Below are 18,353 nucleotides of genomic sequence, written 5' to 3'. Positions count from 1 at the left end.
CAATTGCGCGACACTCGGCCGCAAACAAATGGGCGAGCCAGGAGAGGGCATGCAGTCATGGGTCGATCGACGCTGAGCATCCAGACGCGGCTGGTGGCTGCGCTGAGCCTGAGCGCGACGGTGCTGGTGGGCTTGATCGGCCTGTACTGGGTGGATCGGCACGAGCATGAGTTGAACGAGGCGCTGGTGGAGCGCCAGCAGCGCATGGCGCAGCTGGTGGCGCGGGGTTTCGCGGAGCCGGTGTGGAACCTGGACAGTGCGGCGCTGTCGGAGCTGCTGGATGCGGTGATGGCGGATCCGGAGGTCCAGTCGATCACGTTGGCGGCGCCGGGGCTGGAGACCTTGCAGCGGGCGCGGGCGTCGCCGGCGGTGAGGCCGCTGACGCTGGAGTTCGAGCTGAGCCACCGGGCGGGGGCGCAGGGTCCGGCGGGGGCGCTGGGGCGGGCGACGCTGGTGTACACGCGGACCTACATCGACCAGACGCTGGGCGAGACGCGGCGGCTGGTGGCGAGCCTGCTGGCGACGGTGCTGATCGCGATCGCGCTGACGAGTTATTTCCTGGTGCGGCGGCTGGTGGAGCGGCCGGTGTCGCGGCTGCGCTGGTTGGCGCAGCGGGTGGCCAACGGCGAGTTGGGCGCGCACATCGTGCCGGAGCATGCGGACGAGATCGGCGACCTGACGGACCAGCTCAATGCGATGAGCGCGAAGCTGCAGGACTTCGCCGAGGGGCTGCGCAGCAGCGAGCAGCGTTACCGCAGCCTGTTCGAGAACGCCGCCGAGGGCATTTTCCAGGCCGATGGCCACGGGCGGCTGCTGCGCGTGAACAAGGCGCTGGCGCAGATGCTGGGCCTGAACCGGCCGGAGGACGCGCAAGGCGTATCGCTGCGGCGGGTGGTGCGGATCGAGCATGACGAGTACCGCCGGCTGGCGCGGGCGCTGGAGCGGCATCGGCTGCTGCAGCAGGTGCCGCTGCTGGTGACAACGCGCGACGGGCGCGACCTGTGGGTCGAACTGAGTTTGCACCTGGTGCTGGACGGCGCGCCGCGCATCGAGGGCTTGGTCAGCGACATCACGCTGCGCCGCCAGGCGGAGCAGGAGCTGACGCAGCACCGCGACCACCTGGAGGAACTGGTCACCGACCGCACGGTGGAGCTGTCGCAGGCCAAGCAGCGGGCGGAGTCGGCGAACCAGGCCAAGAGCCGCTTCCTGGCGACGATGAGCCATGAGTTCCGCACGCCGCTCAACGCGATCCTGGGTTTCGCGCAGCTGCTGCAGATGGACAGCTCGCTCAACGAGGCGCAGCAGCAGCGGATCCGCCTGATGCGGGAATCGGGCGAGCACCTGCTGGTGCTGATCACCGACCTGCTCGACGTCGCCAGCATCGAGGCCGGCAAGTTGACGCTGCAGCTCAATCCGCTGGACCTGCGCGCGCTGCTGGAGATCTGCAGCGAATCGATGCGGCCGCGGGCCGCGGAGAAGGGCCTGTCCTTCGATGTCCACCTCGATCCCCAGCTGCCGACGCGGGTGCGGGCCGACGGGCAGCGGCTGCGGCAGGTGCTGCTGAACCTGCTGTCCAACGCCGTGAAGTTCACCGACCACGGCCGCATCGGGTTGGTCGTCGATGTCGTCGCGCAGGGGCCGAGCAGCCTGATGCTGCGCTTCACGGTGTCCGATACCGGCATCGGCATGGCGCGCGAGCAGATGGAGCGGCTGTTCCAGCCCTTCGAACAGGTCGCCGACCTGTCCCGCCGCGCCGGCGGCACCGGGCTGGGGCTGGCGATCAGCCAGCAACTGGTGCGCCTCATGGGCGGGGAAATCACCGTCGAGACCTCGCCCGACGAGGGCAGCCGGTTCAGCTTCGCGCTGGAATTGCCGCTGGCCTCCTGAGCGGGGTTCCATCCTTCGGGTCGCCAGGCGCGGGCGCTCCACGATGCGAAGGGCCTCTCTCCGGGAACCCTCCGCCCCCTCCCGGCCCCAGGCACGATTACTGACTTCGCGTCGGACGGAGGCAGGTGTGCGGGCGGCGCCCCGTGGCCAGGGGTGCGGCGGCATACTGCCCCGCCATGACTGCCGTCCTGTTCTACAAGCTGCTGGCGATCTTCATCGCCGCCGGCATGGGCTGGTTCGTCGGCCACATGCGGTGGCTGGGCAAGGCCGGCGGCGAGAACGATCCGGCGCGCATCCTCTCGAACGTCGCGTTCTACCTGTTCGTGCCGGCGCTGATGTTCCGCACCACCGCGCGCATCGAGCTCTCCCAGCTGCCCTGGCTCACCGTCGCCGCGTTCTTCGCGCCGGTGATCCTGATGCTGGTCGCCGTCTACGCCTACGAACGCAAGCGCCATCCCGACAGCCCCGCCGCCCCGGCGGTGCGCTCGATCACCGCCAGCTTCGGCAACACGCTGCAGGTCGGCGTCCCGCTGGTGGCCGGCGTCTTCGGCACCGACGGCCTGGCCGTGCACATCACCGTGGTCAGCCTGCACGCGCTGACGCTGCTGACCATCGCCACCGTCCTGGTGGAGATGGACATCGCCCGCCATGCGGTCGGCGGCGCCAGCGGCGCCACGCTGCGGCGCACGATCGTCACGACGATGCGCAACACGGTCATCCACCCGGTGGTGCTGCCGGTGCTGTGCGGCTTCGCCTGGCACCTGACCGGCCTGCCGCTGCCGCCGGTGCTCGACGAGGTGCTGCAGATGCTGGGCAGCGCGGTCGTGCCGCTGTGCCTGGTGCTGATCGGCATGTCGCTGTCGTACTACGGCCTGCCGCGCGGCGCGATCCGGTCGCTGCTGGGCCTGGCGGCGCTCAAGCTGCTGGTGCTGCCGGCGCTGGTGCTGGGCATCGCGCATTGGGGCTTCGGCCTGTCGGGCATGCCGCTGGCCGTGATCGTCATGATGGCCGCGCTGCCGCCGGGCTCCAACGCGATGATGTTCGCGCAACGCTATCGGACCCTGGAGGCCGAAGCCTCCGGCGCCATCGTGCTCGGCACCATCCTGTTCGCCGCGACCGCGCCGATCTGGTTGGCGGTGCCGGCCTGGCTAGACTGACCGGCTCCTCTTCCTCCCAGGGACGACCAGACGACATGACGGACTCGACGCCCTCCCCGCACCCGGCTTCCTCGTTCTCCTTCGTCCCCGGCGACGCCCTCGCCCCGGACGCGCTCCACGCGGCCTTCACCGCCGCGTTCGCCGACTACCTGATCGGCCCGTTCCAGATCCCCGCCGCGCAGTGGCCGATGTTCCTCGCCCGGCAGGGCGTGGACCTCGCGTTGTCGCGCGTCGCGCTGGACGCCGCGGGCGCGCCGTTGGCCTTCGCGTTCGTCGCGCCGCGGCCGGCGGCCGGCCGCTGGCGCCTGGCGACGATGGGCGCCCTGCCCTCGGCGCGCGGCACCGGTGCGGCGCCTGCGCTGCTCGACGACGTCGTCGCGCGCGCCGCCGCTGCCGGCCTTCACGCGGTGGAGCTCGAGGTCTTCGCCCAAAACGACCGGGCCCGCCGGCTCTACGAGGGCCGCGGCTTCGACAAGCGCCACGACCTGTTCGGCTACCTGGCCGAGCCCGGCACGATCGCCCCCGCCGTCGACGCGGCCGAGCACCGCGCGCCGCGCGCGATCGAGATGCCGGTCGCGCTGGCCTGGCTCGACGCGGTCGAGCGCCAGATCCCCGACCTCCCGCTGCAGGTGACCGCCGCGACGCTGCGCCACGGCGTCGACTACCACGCGTGGCAGATCGATACCGATGGCCCCGGCGGCGAGCCGCCGACCGCGCAGATCGTCTTCAGCCTGCCCGACGAGACCGTCATGGTCCACAGCCTGGTGGCGCCGCGCGACGCCGACGCCCGCGCCCTCGTCCAGGCGCTGGCCGCGATCTACCCCGACCGCCGTCTGCGCGTGCCGCAGCTGCAGCGCGAGGACCTCGGCGGCGCCGCGTTGCGCGCGCTCGGCGCCGCGCCGCAGCCCTTGCATCAGCAGCTGATGCTGCGGCCGCTTTGAGCGCCTCCTCGGGGCTGCCCATGACCACCGCCGCGGCGTTCGCGGCGACTCCCCCGACCGCGTTGACGGCGCCTTCACGTCGCCGCCACCGCGCGGTTGGTTCGACCTCTCCAGACCTTGATGTTTCGGAGTTCCGGCACTTGTGACGGCCGCCCGCTTTCGATAGCGTGCCCCGCACCAACTTTGAAGGGAAGCGTCCCACCATGCGATTCATGCCTTCGGCGCCCGCCGCCATCACCTTGGCCGTCCTGACCGCCCTCGGCGGCGCCCTGTCCCAGAGCGCGCTCGCCGCGCCGGCCGCGGCCGGCACCAGCGCCGTGTCCGCCGTCGGCGGCACGCTCAACGTGAAGCTGGAGAAGGTGAAGCTGGCCAACGGCTTCGAGGTGATCCTGGTCGAGGACCATCGCCTGCCGCTGGTGGCCTTCAACCTGTGGGTGCACGCCGGCCCGCGCAACGAGGCCGTCGGCCAGACCGGCTTCGCCCACCTGTTCGAGCACCTGATGTTCGCCGGCACCCGCCACATCCCGCGCGGCCAGGCCGACAAGATCATCGACGCCGCCGGCGGCACCGACTCCAACGGCTCCACCGACTTCGACCGCACCAACTACTTCTTCACCTTGCCCTCCAACCAGCTGGAACTGGGCCTGTGGCTGAAGTCGGACATGCTGGGCTACATGATCGACGAGGTCGATTCGGTGTCGCTGGCCAACCAGCAGGACGTCGTGCGCAACGAGCGCCGGCAGTCGGTCGAGAACCGTCCCTACGGCATCGTCGAGGAAGCGCTCTACCAGGGCCTGTTCCCCGAAGGCCACCCGTACCGCGCGACGGTGATCGGCTCGCACGCCGACATCCAGTCGATCAAGCTCAACGACGTCAAGGCCTTCGCCCGCAGCTACTACCGGCCCAACAACGCCACGCTGGTGCTGGCCGGCGACTTCGATCCGAAGCAGGCGCGGCAGCTGGTGGAGAAGTACTTCGGCGCGCTCAAGGCCGGCGACCCGGTGCCGCCGGTCAACGTCACGCAGCCCAAGCTGACCGAGGAGAAGCGCATCGAGGTGACCGACCGCGTCGAGCTCTCGCGCCTGGACATCGCCTGGCACACGCCGGCCGTGTTCCAGCCCGGCGACGCGGAACTGGACATCGCCTCGCACGTGCTGGGCGGCGGCAAGTCCAGCCGGCTCTACAAGACGCTGGTCTACGACAAGCAGCTGGCGCAGTCGGTGGCGGTGTCGCAGTACTCGCTGTCGCTGGGCTCGGTGTTCTCGATCGAGGTCGTGGCGCGTCCGGGCAAGTCGCTCGACGAGATCCAGAAGATCGTCGACGACGCGGTGGCCGAGCTCTCGGTCAACCCGCCCACCCCCGAGGAGATGGCCCGCGCCCGCGCCACCATCGAGACCACCACGCTGGCCCGGCTGGAGAAGGTCCAGGCGCTGGCCGACCAGATCAACTACTACAACCAGCAGGCCGGCGATCCCAACTTCATCGGCAAGGACCTGGCCCGCTACCAGGCGGTGACGCCGGAGAAGGTGCGTGACGTCGTCGCGCAGCAGCTGAAGAAGAACGCCCGCGTGGTCGTGCTGGCCACGCCGGGCGAGCAGAAGCTCGCGGCCGAGGTGCCGACGCCGCCGGCGCCGCAGAAGGCCGGCAAGGGCGAGCGCGAGTCGATGAACGCCGACGTCGCCTGGCGCAAGACCCAGCCCAAGGGCGGCAAGGCCAAGGCGCTGTCGCTGCCGGAAGGCCGGCGGACCGTGCTGGCCAACGGCCTGACGCTGATCCACGTGCCCAACCCGGGCCTGCCGCTGGTGAGCGCGACGCTGGTCGTGCGCGCCGGCCAGACCGCCAATCCGGCGCAGCAGCCGGGCCTGTCGAGCTTCACCGCCGGCATGCTGCAGCAGGGCACGCAGACGCGCACCGCGCAGCAGATCGCCGACGAGGCCGCCGCGCTGGGCGCCGCGATCAGCACCGGCTCGGGCAAGGACGAGGCCCGCGTCGAAGCCAGCAGCCTGAAGCGCAACTTCGCGCAGACGCTGGCGTTGATGGCCGACGTGGCGCTGCATCCGGCCTTCGACGCCGGCGAGATCGCGCGCCAGCAGAACCAGCGCCTGGCCGCGCTGCAGCAGCAACGCGAGCAGGCGCCGGCGGTGGCCGCCGTCGTGTCCAACCGCGTGATCTACGGCGAGGGCCATCCGCTGGCCAAGGCCGCGATCGGCGACGAGGCCTCGATCAAGGCGACCGACGCGGCCGCGCTGCGCCAGTTCTGGTCGACGTACTACCGGCCGGACCAGGCCGCGCTGGTGGTGGCGGGCGACATCTCGGCCGACGAACTGAAGGCGCTGGCCGAGCGCCTGTTCGGCGGCTGGGAGCGTCCGAAGACCGCCGCGCCGGTGGTCGACGCGACGCCGCCCAAGCCGGTGGCCGCACGGGTGGTGCTGGTGGACAAGCCCAACGCGCCGCAGACTGCGCTGAGCGTGGTCGCCACCGGCCCGAAGGCCGGCACGCCGGACGCGGAGGACATCAAGGTGATGAATGCCGCGATGGGCGGCCTGTTCACGTCGCGCATCAACACGCAGCTGCGTGAGGTCAAGGGCTACACCTACGGCATCTACTCGGGCTACGCGATGAACCGCGACAGCGGCCAGTTCGGCATCCGCGGCAGCGTGCGCACCGACGTGACCGGTCCGGCGCTGAGCGACATGTTCAAGGAGATCGACGGCATGCGCGCCAAGCCGATGGGCGCCGACGAGCTGAACCGCGTGCGCAACGCGCAGTTGCTGGCGCTGCCGGGCCTGTTCGACACCAACCGCGTCGTGGCCTCGAGCTACGCCAGCGAGTGGGCGGTCGGCATGCCGGCGGACAGCATCACCTCGCTGCCGCGCAAGTACGGCGCGGTGACGGCCAACAGCGCCTACAAGGCGACGAAGACCTACGTCGAGCCGGCGTCGCTGATCGTCGTCGCGGTGGGCGACAAGGCGAAGGTGCTGCCGCAGCTGGAGGCCTTCGGCCGCCAGCCGCTGGAGATCCGCGATCCGCAGGGCGCGCCGGTCGGCGTGACCGCGCCGTCGATGCCGGCGTCGGCGGCGAAGCCGTAAAGGCAGGGCAACGGGCCCGCGCCTCGGCGCGCGGACCGGACATGCGAACGGGCGCTTCGGCGCCCGTTTTTCATGAAGGCATGAGCGGCTGTCCTTCCTGCCATCCGGTGTCTGCATTGGCACCGCGGAGCGCCCCAAGAGGGCCTGCAGACGTCACATCGATCGTGCAGAATCGCCGCCGTTCATCAGGGGGTGAGACTGACCGGCACCGGGCGCGACAGACGCTGGCCGATCGGGTGACGCGGCCATCGGGGCACGCGCGGCTTCCTGACGTGTTTTCAGGGAGCGTTCCTCGATGTCTCGTGCTCAAGTTCCGCGCCGCCCGCAAGGCGGCTCCCGTCCGATGTCGACCCGCCGGTCACCGCTGTGGCGTGGCCTGTTCGGCGCCTGCGCGCTGCTGATGCTTTGGCTGGGCCTGTGCGGCCCGGCGGCGGCTTACGACAAGTGGATCACGACGAATCCGTGGCTCGCCGCCGTCGGGCGTCTGACCCCGTCGAGCTGCAGCGGCGCCGGGGTGGATTCCCAATACATCCGCTACGAGCCTGGCAGCGACCGGGGCTACGACTTTCCGGAGCGCTCTCGCGACCAGCTGCTGGCCTTGGGCAATGGAGCCTGCGTCGGACGGGGCAACGGTGTCGGGGCCTGCCAGGAGTTGAGCGGCTGGAACAGCCTGGGCGCCTGCGTCGTCACGGGGGACGGCAGCGCGGTGGGCACCGTCAAGTGTCCTTATGGCGTGACGATGAAGACCTACGCCTCGGTGGGCGGCGTCTGCGGGGCCTTGGAGCGTACCGACGAACTGAAGGACTACACGCTCCAGACGGGCAAGCACTGCCAGAACATCGACTCCAACGGCCTGTTCGACGCGACCACCCGCAACTGCTACTGCGGCGCGGGCACCGTGTTCGTTCCGGAGCGGGGCCGGTGCGTGGAGACCAAGGACGTGCTGTGGATTCCGCACTGCGATACCTGCGTCGGCAGCGCCGTCTATCCGGCCATCGGCGCGACGGTGCAGCGCTTCGACCTGGGCTGGCAGCCGTGGTACGGGCTGAGCGCGACGTTCAACTCGACGCGGCGGATTCCCTATGACGAGACGCTGGGCGGGCCGTCGATGGCCCCGGCGGATCCGACGACCTTGGGCGACGCCTGGACGATCAACCTCGACCGCAAGATCGTCCGCAGCGATGCCAGCGGCGTGAGCCCGCGCCTGACGGTCGCACGGGGCGGCGGCTTCTCGACGGTCTTCCAGCTCAAGAGCAACGGCCTCTACCTGCCGATGCAGCCCAACTCCCTGGAGTCGGTCGCGGTCAAGCCGTTCGGTGGCTGGTACTACCGGGATGCGGCGGCCGGCGTGATGGAGGTCTACGACGCCAACGGGCTGCTGGTGAGCCAGCAGTCGATCGCCGGCAAGAAGCTGACGGTGGTGCGCAGCGTGGCGAGCACGCCGGCGAACGTGGCGCCGCAGCCGGACCTGCCGATCCAGCTGACCGACCAGGACGGCCGCGTGGTGCAGTTGCGGTACGCACGGCCTGACCCCAATGGGATTCCCGTGCTGACGCAGGTCATCGATCCGGCGGGCGCGGTGACGTCGCTGCACTACACGGCCACGAGTCCGAGGCCGACGGAGATCGTGCACAGCGACAGCACGACGACCCAGTTCTTCTACGAGAGCGCGAATGCCACCTGGGCCCTGACCGGCTTCCAGAACGAGAACGGCACGCGCGCGGGGACCTACACCTATGACGCGCAGGGACGGGCGACGGGCTCGTCGCGCGCCGGCGGACAGGATGCGCACTCGGTGACGTGGGCGCAACCGGCGCTCTGGAAATGGAGCGAGGTCTACGACGCGACGACCGGCAAGGTGCTGCGCGTCCATCAGCTGCAGCCCGCCAGCGGCGCGGTGGTGACCTACCCGAACGGGAAGACGGAGTCGATCGACGCGACCTCGTCGCTGGATGCGGTGCAGTGGTCGATGAAGACGCAGCAGGCCGGCGCGGGATCGCCGGCGGCGACGACCAGCCGGGCCTTCGACGCGCGCGGCAACGTCACGCGGCTGGACGACTACAACGGCAACCGCAGCTGCATGAGCTACGAGACGGATCGCAACCTGGAGACGGTGCGGGTCGAGGGGCTGGGCACGACGGCGGACTGCGCGTCCGTGCTGGCCGGCACGCTGCCCGCGGGTGCTCGCAAGGTGAGCACGAAGTGGCATCCGGTGTGGCGCCTGCCGGTGCGGATCGCCGAACCGGGCCGCATCACGACGCTGGTCTACAACGGACAGCAGGATCCGCTGAACGGCAACGCGATGGTGGGGTGCGAGGCGTCGGGCACGACGCTGCCGGACGGCTCGTCGCTCGTCGTGCTGTGCAAGCGGGCCGAGCAGGCGACCTCGGACGTCGACGGATCGCTGGGCTTCGCCGCGACGCCGGCGCCCGGCGTGGCGGTGCGCACCCGGACCTGGACCTACAACAGCGTGGGGCAGGTGCTGACCGAGCGCGACCCGCGCGGCAAGCTGGTCCAGACGAGCGAGTACTACACGACGACAACGGTCGACTACACGAAGGGCGACCTGAAGTCGACGACCAACGCGTTGGGGCACAAGACGACCTTCCCGCGCTACAACGGGTACGGCCAGCCGCTGGAGATGGTCGACGCCAACGCGGTGAGCACGGTGTACACCTACGGCGCGCGGCAGCGGATCGCGACCGTCACCACGGCGGGAGCGACGACCGGCTACGAGTACTGGCCCACCGGGGAGCTGAAGCGGACGACGCAGTCCGACGGCGGCGCGGTGAACTACGAGTACGACGACGTGCGCCGCTTGACGGCGGTGTCGGACTCGCTGGGCAACCGCATCGAGTACACGCTCGATGCGAGCGGGCAGCGGACACAGGAAATCGTGAAGGACCCGCAAGGAACGCTCAAGCGGTCGATGAACCGCGTGTTCGACGCGCTGGGTCGCGCGCAACAGACGACGGGCAGGGAGTAAGCCATGAAGCACAGCATCGGCAGGCGCGAGCAGCGCCGGGGCGGGATCGCGTCCGCGAAGGACTCGATCATTTCGATCACGGCAGCCACGGCGGTGGGCGTCTCCACGTTGCTGGCGGCGATGACGGCGCACGCCGCGCTGCCGCCTCCGCCGGTCTCTCCGGCGCCGGTCACCGACTACGAGTACGACGCCAAGGGCAATCCGACCAAGGTCATCAAGGCCAAGGGGGTCTCGGGATTCGGCTTCTCGACGACCAATGCGTACGACGCGCTGGACCGGGTGAAGACCAACACCGACGCCCGCAACGGCGTGACGGCGTTGGGCTACGACGGTCTCGACCAGCTGAAGCAGGTCACCGATCCCCGGAGCCTGGTGACCTCGTACCAGCGCAACGGGCTGGGTGACCTCACGCAACTGGTCAGCCCCGACACCGGCACCGCCAACAGTACCTTCGACCCCAACGGCAACCTGCTCACGCGAACGGACAGCCGTGGCGTGCTCGGTACCTACGTCTACGACGACCTCAACCGGATGACGTCGGCGACGTACACGCTCAGCGGGCAGTCGTTGCCATACACGTGGACCTACGACCAGACCGGCGGCGACTTCGGCTACGGCATCGGCCGCCTCACGACGGCCACGGGCTCGGCGGGGAACACGAAGTACGGCTACGACGGCAACGGCCGGGTGGTCGCGGTGATCCAGACCGTGGGCACGGCGACGTTCACGACCCGCTACGGCTACGACCGAGCGGATCACATCACCAGCATCACGTACCCGTCGGGCCGTGTGCTGACGATCACCTACGCCGAGGGTTACCCGACGGCGATGAGCATCGCCAAGGACGCCGCGAGCCCCGCGCAGCCGCTGATCAGCGGGATCCAGTGGGAGCCTTTCGGCGCCGTGCGCAGTTGGCTGATGCACATGGCCAGCGGAACGAAGCTGCAAGAGCGGGTCTACGACCAGTACGGGCGCCTGGTGCGCTACCCGCTGCTGGGCGTGGTGCGCGACATCACCTACGACGCGGCGGATCGGATCGTCAGCTACACGCACCTGGATGCGGCGACGGGTCAAGCCACGGCCGCGGCGCAGGCGATGAACCAGAGCTTCAGCTACGACGAGATGGGCCGCCTGACCGGCATCGTCACGCCGTCAGCGAGCTGGACCATCGGCTACGACGCCAACGGGAATCGGACGGGGGTGACGCTCAACGGGACCGCGCGGAGCTACTCGACGTCCGCGACGAGCAACCGGCTGGACAGCATCAGCAACCCGACGCGCAGCTTCGGCTACGACGCGACGGGCAACACGCTGAGCGATACCGGCTTGGCGTACACGACCACGTACCGGCTCGACAACCGCATGGGCTCGCTCACGAAGGGCGCGGTGACCTGGTACTACAGCTACGACGCGGGCGGCCAGCGGATCCGGAAGAACGGATCGCAGACGACGCATTTCGTCTATGACCAGGGCGGGCAACTGCTGGGCGAGTACGGCACGACCGCGCCGAACCAGGAATTCGTGTGGCTGGGCGGTTTGCCGGTGGCGGTGCTCAACGGCGCCGCGGCGGATCCGCAGGTGCTGCACGTCTACGCCGACCACCTCGGCGCGCCGCGCATGCTGATCGACAAGAACAGCGCGCTGCGCTGGCGCTGGATCAGCGAGCCGTTCGGATCGACGGCGGCGGAAGAGAACCCCAGCGGCCTCGGCGCCATCGCCTTCAACCTGCGCTTCCCCGGACAATTCGCTGACAAGGAATCCGGGCTGAACTACAACTACTTCCGGGACTATGACGGGACGACGGGGAGGTATGTTCAGAGTGATCCCATCGGACTGAATGGGGGCATCAATACCTACGCCTATGTGGGTGGAAACCCAGTCAGCGGGACTGATGCCAGCGGGCTTTGCCCTATGTGTCTTATCCCTGCCGCGCCATATGTGGGAGAGGCCCTGCTCGTCGGAGCGGTGTGGTGGGCGAGCCAGCATCCGGTTAGTCCGCCGCTACAGTCGACGCCGGTCGATCCAAATGTTTCCAAAAGCGCGCCAACCACGGTTGAAGAATATTGCTCTAAATGCAAAGCAACCGCTTCCAGAGCGGGTGCACAGGCGGCCGCGTATGTGTGGGCGGGGCTCACGCCAGCGAACACGACGCCCATTCCTTGGAAGAATAACTTTAATCCACCGGGCGGCAGCGGTTTCAAAAACGGCCCGGTGTGGGCTGATTTCTTCCGCAAATATAACCCTCCGAATTTTGGAGGCTATGGAAGCGGAGGCTACGTTGAAGAGCATCCCTTTGGCCATCCAGACTTGCCGGGAGGTCTCAATCACGATTGTCCGCATTTTGTGGCCACCAATTCAAAGGGTGTAACCATCGAATTCCCGTATCGTCCTGGATCGTGAGGAAGTGTCATGCAAAACATTCAGTTATCAGACATTCTCACCGATCTGTTGCCCGCAATCTCCGATGAACTGGAGAAAGTAGCCGACGTCGATGCGGTGAGTCAATTGCGAAGCGTAATTATTCCGTTGCAACGGATTGGTGGATGTCCCGAAGATTTCTCAATCATGGTGTTTCCATACCCGCGACCGACAACGGATGCTTTGAAAAAGGCACCACTAGTCGAGGAAGTTAGTTACACAGTTTCGGTCGATGGACTGGAAATCAAACTTGATATGGATCAATTCGGTCAAATTAACTGGCTTTCCATAAAAGGTGCGCCTAATATTTTTGAAAATCTAACGAATGTTCTTTCTCAGGCCTCTGAAAATGGCAATGGCAAACCATTTTGGGAATATTGATTCCTTTGATCGAGGGGCTGGGCTTTGGGCCAAATGGACCTCTGGAGAAAACATTTCAGCCAAGGGGGCGGCCTCCTTCAACGCTTCGCAATTCCGCGCCAAGCCTCAGAAAAATGCCTGCAACTATGGCGGATGGGTGCTTCGGCGGAGCTACGTGCCATAATGCCAGCTTCGAATGGATGGATGAATTGGGGCGGCCAGACATCTCCTCTAGGCGGCAATTGATGGACCTTACGGGCTGCAACATGGGGAGCTTGAGCTTGAGCTTTAGATGTGACTGACGCTGCTAGACACGCGATGCGATGCCGGCGATCGAGTTCCTGATCGTGGCGGCTTTGAAATCCAATTTCGATTTATATGGGTGTGGCGAAGTTTCGACTCGTTGGAATAGTTTTGGTCATCGTTTCGGTCACCCTTTTTTTATTTCCGGGGAATGAACTACCCAATTTGCGAGCGGAGAAGCAGTCAGATGATCAGTTTCAGGTGTTGGTTTTCCCAAAGCCTGACTGCAATGCCACGCAATGTCCGACTCGGGCGGCAAACGTCTCAATCCAGGAATGGCGAGAAGGTGCCGTGAATGTCGTGCGGGCCGATCAGGACCTCAAGTTCTCTTCGGCCATGTTCACCCTGATCCCATCCGCCAACAACCGCGAAACGATGGAAAGATGGCGCGCGGAACTGGTGCACCAGGGCTTTGACGGTGGGGACCTTCTAGCAGTGAGACGCGAAGGCAACGTCTGGGACATGGAGTTGCGTCTGCGTGACGACGTGCATTCGCGCATCAGCTCCTTTCGATACGTCGTTAACCCTGACGGAAGCGTGTTGCCCTTGATGTCCAGGGAGCACTCGTGGATTGACGAGCTTGTCAAAGGGGGCACCGCTGCCATCCTTTTCGTGGTCGGGTCAGTTCTAGTGCTATCCAAGCGCGCAAAGATTGAAGAGTAGGGATGCGGCATACGAAATATTCTTCTCACCGCGGATATCGACGATGCACGGGTTTCTTAGGCGTTTAATTGAAAGTGCAGTTGACCGCCAACTTCTGCAGTTTGAGCAGTTTTTCCCGTGGGAGCAGGCAGTTCTGAGCGAGTTGATGTCCCGGCTTTCTGCTCAGGACCAGGTGAGATTCGCGCGGCAAATGAAGTGCACAGGAATGGTGCAACGCCACAAGGATGGTGAAGAGGTTAATCTCTATCGAGACTGGCGATGGCGCGTGATCAGACTCTCCAATCGACTGAGCATCGCAGGCGATGTATCCGAACATCGCATCGCCCATGGCATCGTGAAGGCGTCTGAAGACCAATTGCGTTTTGAAGTTTTCGCAATCGATGGGTGCCTGTTCTCACTCGAGTTCTCGTCATCTCCCGCGTCCATCTTTCGGCGTTGGGATCAATCGACTGATGGGATCAGGGCAGCGATCCAGATCTTCATGAAATGAACCGCGAATATGCATGACCAATTCAAGGAATGCTGAGCGTGTGGTACCTCGGGCTCATCATGCTCGCTGCAGCCGCCTCGATCTTCGGAAAGTCGATTTTTAAAACGACGGCTGCTCGCAAAGGATATTTGGAGCGTCGTGCGGAGCTTGAGCGGATCCCCGCTGGCGAAGCGCAGCGGCGAGCGGAAGAATTGACCTTGAATTGGAAGAGGAGAATTAATACTTCCGGCGTTGCACCTGACTTCGAGCAGTTGCTTGGTCCAATGACTCACGCCTTCGTGTTGTCGACTACGGAATTGATTAGCCCTAATGGTGCTCATTGCCTGGGGGCGAAACATCTGGGCCGATCTCGCTATCGACCTGAGCTGTTGACGATTGGTCGGTCAGACTGTCGCGATATCTGTGTATCTCCTGGCTCTGATGCCATTCAGGTCATTGATGGCGCGGAGTTGGTCGAGGCTGATCAATACCCATCGGTTCATCATTTGCTGCTTGATTATGCGTCGGGCGTGGAGGACGCGTTTTGCGCGTCGCTGAGGGCGAAATCGATCGTGGATAACAGCCGGTCCGAAATATAGTGTTCGCGTACAACCGAGGCGAAATAATGGCTAGTCTGGTCTCTTGGAGATTCGTTGCCGCAGCGCTGTTGGTATTATGCGCATTTCTCGCCAATCGCCTTCTCGACCAAGGCCTGACAGCAACATACAACAGAGCAAGCATTGAGACTTCCGCTCAGCGCATTGAACTGCTCAAGGGCCTGATTCATAGCGAATGGATTGGTCTAGGCGAAGATGCGGTGATGAAGCGCCTGCAGGCCTATGTAGATGCCAATCCTTCGAAAATGATCGTCTTGACGCGCGACGTTCAAAGCAATGAGATCGTGCTGGAAGGTATTGCGTTTCGCTTCAAGAATCAACGGCTCGACGCCGTCGAGTGAGGCTTTATTGATTGGCTCTAGGACTACCGCAGGCCGGTACCGATATTGACGTCGTTATCTTTGTGCGTGGAGCTGACATGGGGCCATTTTTATTGCCACTAGAGAAGATTCCTCTCAATGTCTGGCTGTTGCTTGTAGTCTTGATATTTGGTTGTCTGGCAACCGTTGAGGAATTTTGGTCGGTTCGGCAGATCATTGACATCGCTGTTGTCGTCTTTGCCATAACGATCTTTATCTGGCGAATCTTCAAGCGCAGAGGGAACTCAGATGCTGATGAGTAATGACGTCTGAACGGAATCTGTCAGAACCGCGGGCTGCGTCGAATCAAGCGATTGGAGTGGCTTGACGCTGCTGCCGTTGAGGATGCTTTGGTTGATTTGAAACGGAGGCTAAACCATGCGGATTAAGGCGTCACTATTTCTTGTCCTTTTGTTTTCCGTTGTGAGCTTTGCGGCTGATCTGCCACTGCTTTATGCTGATGCTGAAGCCATTTGGCTGAAGCGCAGAGATAGTTCGGAATATCAAACATATGCCGTTGAATTCGCCCAGTTCAACAATCATTTTCATCTGGATGAAAAGGGCGGCTGCTACCAGATATCACCTGAGCCTGTTGACCTGATGCTCGTCATCACACATTCGAAAGGTGAGAAGTTTGCCGTCATTGAGCGCGCGATTTCAAGCGTGGAATAGCTTGAAAGCGCAGTGCTTCAAGAATAACTACCTTGGGGTGCCAACAAAAATACCCCCATATCTGCCGTTTGTGCTCCAAATGCATATGGGATAGTCGGAAAAGCGGCATGTGCGCGGCGGTACTGCCGCGGCGTGGCAAAGGAGATCGCAGATCTCCTTCAACGTCACCGAGAGGCATAGACCTCGGAGTGCTGGGTGACTCGGCTAGCGAGATGGGGCGGGATTCCCGAATGACACTGGAAGAAGTGCTGCTTCGATGCAGCAAGACGGCCGCTTGGGATGGGGAACTGATCAGCGACCTCTCCCAAAGGAACTTCATGAATGACACGCCTTTGCACACGGTGTCATCTTGGGGAGAACTGGAGCCGGTGGCCGTGCTCATCGACAACGGAGCCGACCTGCACGCGGTTGGAGATCACGGGAGCTCGGTGCTGATCAATGCGGTGATCGGAAAGAATCCCGATGTGATCAGGCTTCTGATCAAGCACGGTGCGGATCCGCGGCACAAGAACGATTGGGGGGCCGACGCGCTGGAGTACGCCAGGAACGTCTCCGCCCCGAAGGCTGTTCTCGAAGCCTTGGCCAGCAGCAGTTCGCGCAAGCGATAAGGGCAGCCGCAACTGGCCCGAGTGAGGGCAGGGCGATCCAGGCTAGGGGCGACTTACTCCACAGTCGCGGATCAACAAATCCACCAACAACGCCCCCTGCGTCGCATACGTCCACTTGTCGCTCTTGAGCACCGTGGCCACCGGCCTCGCGGTATCCCCGGATCGATCGATCACCGCCACGTCATAGGTCTTCGTCGCGTTGTCGAAGACCACCTCCGCGTCCATCGACCGCGCGAGCGTCACCGCGATCCGTCGCTTCTCCTTCCCGCTGCCTTGCTCCACCTCCAGCCTGCAGCCGTCCTTCAGCGCATACCGCCACCGCTCCCCCGGCGCGTCCTTCCCGACGACGTTCAACTCCGCCACCCGCTCCGCATTCCCCATGTCGAACGGGCTGACGATCGCCCGGTCCTCCCCGGGATACCCCTCCGAGCACCCCGCCAGCACCCCCGCGACCGCGACCAGCACGACCGCCTCACGCCACCGCATCGCCCGCCTCCCGGATCCGCGACACCAGCACCTTGTCGATCGTCTTCCCGTCCATGTCGACGATCTCGAACCGCCACCCCTCCCAATCGACCTTGTCCGCCTCCCGCGGCAGCCGGCCGGTGAGCAGCATCATCATTCCGCTCAGCGTGTGATACCGGCCGCGGTCCTCCTCGGGCACCGCGTCCAGCCCCAGGCTGTCCTTCAGCTCCGGCACCGGGATATGCCCGTCCAGCAGCCACGACCCGTCCTCGCGCTTCACCGCCCACGCCGACGCCGGGTCCCTCGGCTGGAATTCGCCGGTGATCGCCTCCACCAGGTCATGCAGCGTCACCAGCCCCTGCACCTCGCCGTACTCGTCGATCACGAACGCCATGTGCACCGCCGACGAGCGGAAGTTGGCCAGCAACTCCATGCCGGTGATCGTCTCCGGCACGTACAGCGGCGGCGCCAGGCGCTCATCCAGCCGCGGCTGGCGCTGGCGCAGCAGCTCCGACAGCAGTTGCCGCGCGTTCACCACGCCGACGATGTCGTGCAGCCCGCCGCGCACCACCGGGAACAACACGTGGTCCGATGCCTCGATGCGCGCCAGCGTCGTCTCCATCGGGTCGTTCACGTCGAGCCACACCACGTCGCCGCGCGGCACCATCAGCGATCCGATCTGCCGATCGTCCAGGCGGAACACGTTGCGCACCATCGCGTGCTCGTGGGACTCGATCACGCCGGCGCTGGTGCCCTCGGCGAGCACCGCGTGGATCTCTTCCTCGGTCACGTTGAACGCGGCCCCCGGCTTCACGCCGAGCAAGCGCAGCAGCGCGTTCGTCGATCCCGAGAGCAGCCGCACGAAGGGCTTCGTCGCCACCGCCAGCGCCGCGATCGGACGCGCGACGAGCCGCGCCACCGCCTCCGGGTTGGACTGGCCCAGCCGCTTGGGCACGAGCTCGCCCAGCACGATCGAGAAATAGGTGATCAGCAGCACCACCAGCCCGGTGGCGCCGGCGCTGGCGTACTCGGCGGGCACGCCGTTCGTGGTCAGCCAGACCGCCAGCGGGCCGGCCAGCGCCGCCTCGCCGACGATGCCGTTGAGCACGCCGATCGACGTGATGCCGATCTGGATGGTGGACAGGAAGCGGGTCGGATCCTCGCCGAGCTTGACGGCCGCGGCGGCGGCGCTGTCGCCGTCGTCGATGAGCTTCTGCAGGCGCGCGCGGCGCGCGGTCACCAGTCCGATCTCGGACATGGCGAAGAGGCCGTTGAGTAGGATGAGGGCGAAGAGTATGGCGATTTCCATGATGACGACGTCAAGGGAGCACCGGTCCCGGCGAGGGACGGCGCGGACGC

15 protein-coding genes are annotated in these 18,353 nt (G+C 65.6%); 13 read left to right on the top strand and 2 right to left on the bottom strand.

The features are described from left to right. Nucleotides 1–57 precede the first annotated feature (57 nt). The 13 genes from N5D62_RS03365 (at nucleotide 58) to N5D62_RS03305 (ending at nucleotide 16,529) form a co-directional block, all read left to right on the top strand. Entirely contained in the window at nucleotides 58–1,887 is a 1,830-nt protein-coding gene (locus tag N5D62_RS03365) for an ATP-binding protein (RefSeq protein ID WP_279756107.1), read from the top strand. A 176-nt stretch (nucleotides 1,888–2,063) separates the two neighbouring features. Further along, a complete protein-coding gene (locus N5D62_RS03360) occupies nucleotides 2,064–3,044 on the top strand; it encodes an AEC family transporter (protein ID WP_279756105.1) in 981 nt (326 codons plus the stop codon). A 35-nt stretch (nucleotides 3,045–3,079) separates the two neighbouring features. Beyond that, entirely contained in the window at nucleotides 3,080–3,985 is a 906-nt protein-coding gene (locus N5D62_RS03355) for a GNAT family N-acetyltransferase (protein WP_279756103.1), read from the top strand. 203 nt (nucleotides 3,986–4,188) lie between these two features. Beyond that, a complete protein-coding gene (locus N5D62_RS03350) occupies nucleotides 4,189–7,074 on the top strand; it encodes a pitrilysin family protein (protein ID WP_279756102.1) in 2,886 nt (961 codons plus the stop codon). A gap of 343 nt (nucleotides 7,075–7,417) precedes the next feature. Beyond that, nucleotides 7,418–10,060: a hypothetical protein gene (locus N5D62_RS03345; protein ID WP_279756101.1), complete on the top strand. Its 2,643-nt coding sequence runs from the start codon at nucleotides 7,418–7,420 to the stop codon at nucleotides 10,058–10,060. A gap of 3 nt (nucleotides 10,061–10,063) precedes the next feature. Continuing rightward, the gene (locus tag N5D62_RS03340) at nucleotides 10,064–12,460 is read left to right on the top strand and encodes an RHS repeat-associated core domain-containing protein (protein WP_279756099.1); all 2,397 of its coding nucleotides are present in this window, start codon (nucleotides 10,064–10,066) and stop codon (nucleotides 12,458–12,460) included. 9 nt (nucleotides 12,461–12,469) lie between these two features. Beyond that, entirely contained in the window at nucleotides 12,470–12,859 is a 390-nt protein-coding gene (locus N5D62_RS03335) for a hypothetical protein (protein WP_279756098.1), read from the top strand. A gap of 357 nt (nucleotides 12,860–13,216) precedes the next feature. Next, on the top strand, nucleotides 13,217–13,804 hold the full coding sequence (locus N5D62_RS03330; protein WP_279756097.1) for a hypothetical protein: 588 nt from the start codon (nucleotides 13,217–13,219) through the stop codon (nucleotides 13,802–13,804). A gap of 43 nt (nucleotides 13,805–13,847) precedes the next feature. Further along, nucleotides 13,848–14,294: a hypothetical protein gene (locus N5D62_RS03325; RefSeq protein ID WP_279756095.1), complete on the top strand. Its 447-nt coding sequence runs from the start codon at nucleotides 13,848–13,850 to the stop codon at nucleotides 14,292–14,294. A 38-nt stretch (nucleotides 14,295–14,332) separates the two neighbouring features. After that, entirely contained in the window at nucleotides 14,333–14,872 is a 540-nt protein-coding gene (locus tag N5D62_RS03320) for a hypothetical protein (protein ID WP_279756094.1), read from the top strand. A 26-nt stretch (nucleotides 14,873–14,898) separates the two neighbouring features. Then, entirely contained in the window at nucleotides 14,899–15,231 is a 333-nt protein-coding gene (locus N5D62_RS03315) for an Imm58 family immunity protein (RefSeq protein ID WP_279756093.1), read from the top strand. A gap of 396 nt (nucleotides 15,232–15,627) precedes the next feature. Then, nucleotides 15,628–15,921, top strand: a complete 294-nt coding sequence (locus N5D62_RS03310; protein ID WP_279756091.1) for a hypothetical protein — start codon at nucleotides 15,628–15,630, stop codon at nucleotides 15,919–15,921. A 230-nt stretch (nucleotides 15,922–16,151) separates the two neighbouring features. Next, nucleotides 16,152–16,529, top strand: coding sequence for an ankyrin repeat domain-containing protein (locus tag N5D62_RS03305; RefSeq protein ID WP_279756089.1), 378 nt, complete (start codon nucleotides 16,152–16,154; stop codon nucleotides 16,527–16,529). 42 nt (nucleotides 16,530–16,571) lie between these two features. On the opposite strand, the gene N5D62_RS03300 is transcribed toward N5D62_RS03305, so the two are convergent. Then, complete coding sequence (locus tag N5D62_RS03300; protein ID WP_279756087.1) at nucleotides 16,572–17,015, bottom strand: hypothetical protein; 444 nt, start codon at nucleotides 17,013–17,015, stop codon at nucleotides 16,572–16,574. Then, complete coding sequence (locus tag N5D62_RS03295; RefSeq protein ID WP_279756085.1) at nucleotides 17,002–18,303, bottom strand: hemolysin family protein; 1,302 nt, start codon at nucleotides 18,301–18,303, stop codon at nucleotides 17,002–17,004. Before N5D62_RS03295 ends, N5D62_RS03300 begins: the two co-directional genes overlap by 14 nt. Nucleotides 18,304–18,353: the final 50 nt, after the last annotated feature.

The organism is Mitsuaria sp. GD03876, from assembly GCF_029840635.1.
Classification (GTDB): domain Bacteria; phylum Pseudomonadota; class Gammaproteobacteria; order Burkholderiales; family Burkholderiaceae_C; genus Roseateles.
Note: the sequence above shows the minus strand (reverse complement) of the source record. Positions and strands in the feature narration are given on the sequence as shown.

What these genes read in the sequence shown, in the direction of transcription:
- N5D62_RS03360 (WP_279756105.1), top strand. Translation starts at nt 2,064, where the DNA reads ATGACTGCCGTCCTGTTCTACAAGCTGCTGGCGATCTTCATCGCCGCC.
- N5D62_RS03315 (WP_279756093.1), top strand. Translation starts at nt 14,899, where the DNA reads ATGGCTAGTCTGGTCTCTTGGAGATTCGTTGCCGCAGCGCTGTTGGTA.
- N5D62_RS03325 (WP_279756095.1), top strand. Translation starts at nt 13,848, where the DNA reads ATGCACGGGTTTCTTAGGCGTTTAATTGAAAGTGCAGTTGACCGCCAA.
- N5D62_RS03335 (WP_279756098.1), top strand. Translation starts at nt 12,470, where the DNA reads ATGCAAAACATTCAGTTATCAGACATTCTCACCGATCTGTTGCCCGCA.
- N5D62_RS03310 (WP_279756091.1), top strand. Translation starts at nt 15,628, where the DNA reads ATGCGGATTAAGGCGTCACTATTTCTTGTCCTTTTGTTTTCCGTTGTG.
- N5D62_RS03295 (WP_279756085.1), bottom strand. Translation starts at nt 18,303, where the DNA reads ATGGAAATCGCCATACTCTTCGCCCTCATCCTACTCAACGGCCTCTTC.
- N5D62_RS03365 (WP_279756107.1), top strand. Translation starts at nt 58, where the DNA reads ATGGGTCGATCGACGCTGAGCATCCAGACGCGGCTGGTGGCTGCGCTG.
- N5D62_RS03355 (WP_279756103.1), top strand. Translation starts at nt 3,080, where the DNA reads ATGACGGACTCGACGCCCTCCCCGCACCCGGCTTCCTCGTTCTCCTTC.
- N5D62_RS03305 (WP_279756089.1), top strand. Translation starts at nt 16,152, where the DNA reads ATGACACTGGAAGAAGTGCTGCTTCGATGCAGCAAGACGGCCGCTTGG.
- N5D62_RS03345 (WP_279756101.1), top strand. Translation starts at nt 7,418, where the DNA reads ATGTCGACCCGCCGGTCACCGCTGTGGCGTGGCCTGTTCGGCGCCTGC.
- N5D62_RS03340 (WP_279756099.1), top strand. Translation starts at nt 10,064, where the DNA reads ATGAAGCACAGCATCGGCAGGCGCGAGCAGCGCCGGGGCGGGATCGCG.
- N5D62_RS03330 (WP_279756097.1), top strand. Translation starts at nt 13,217, where the DNA reads ATGGGTGTGGCGAAGTTTCGACTCGTTGGAATAGTTTTGGTCATCGTT.
- N5D62_RS03300 (WP_279756087.1), bottom strand. Translation starts at nt 17,015, where the DNA reads ATGCGGTGGCGTGAGGCGGTCGTGCTGGTCGCGGTCGCGGGGGTGCTG.
- N5D62_RS03350 (WP_279756102.1), top strand. Translation starts at nt 4,189, where the DNA reads ATGCGATTCATGCCTTCGGCGCCCGCCGCCATCACCTTGGCCGTCCTG.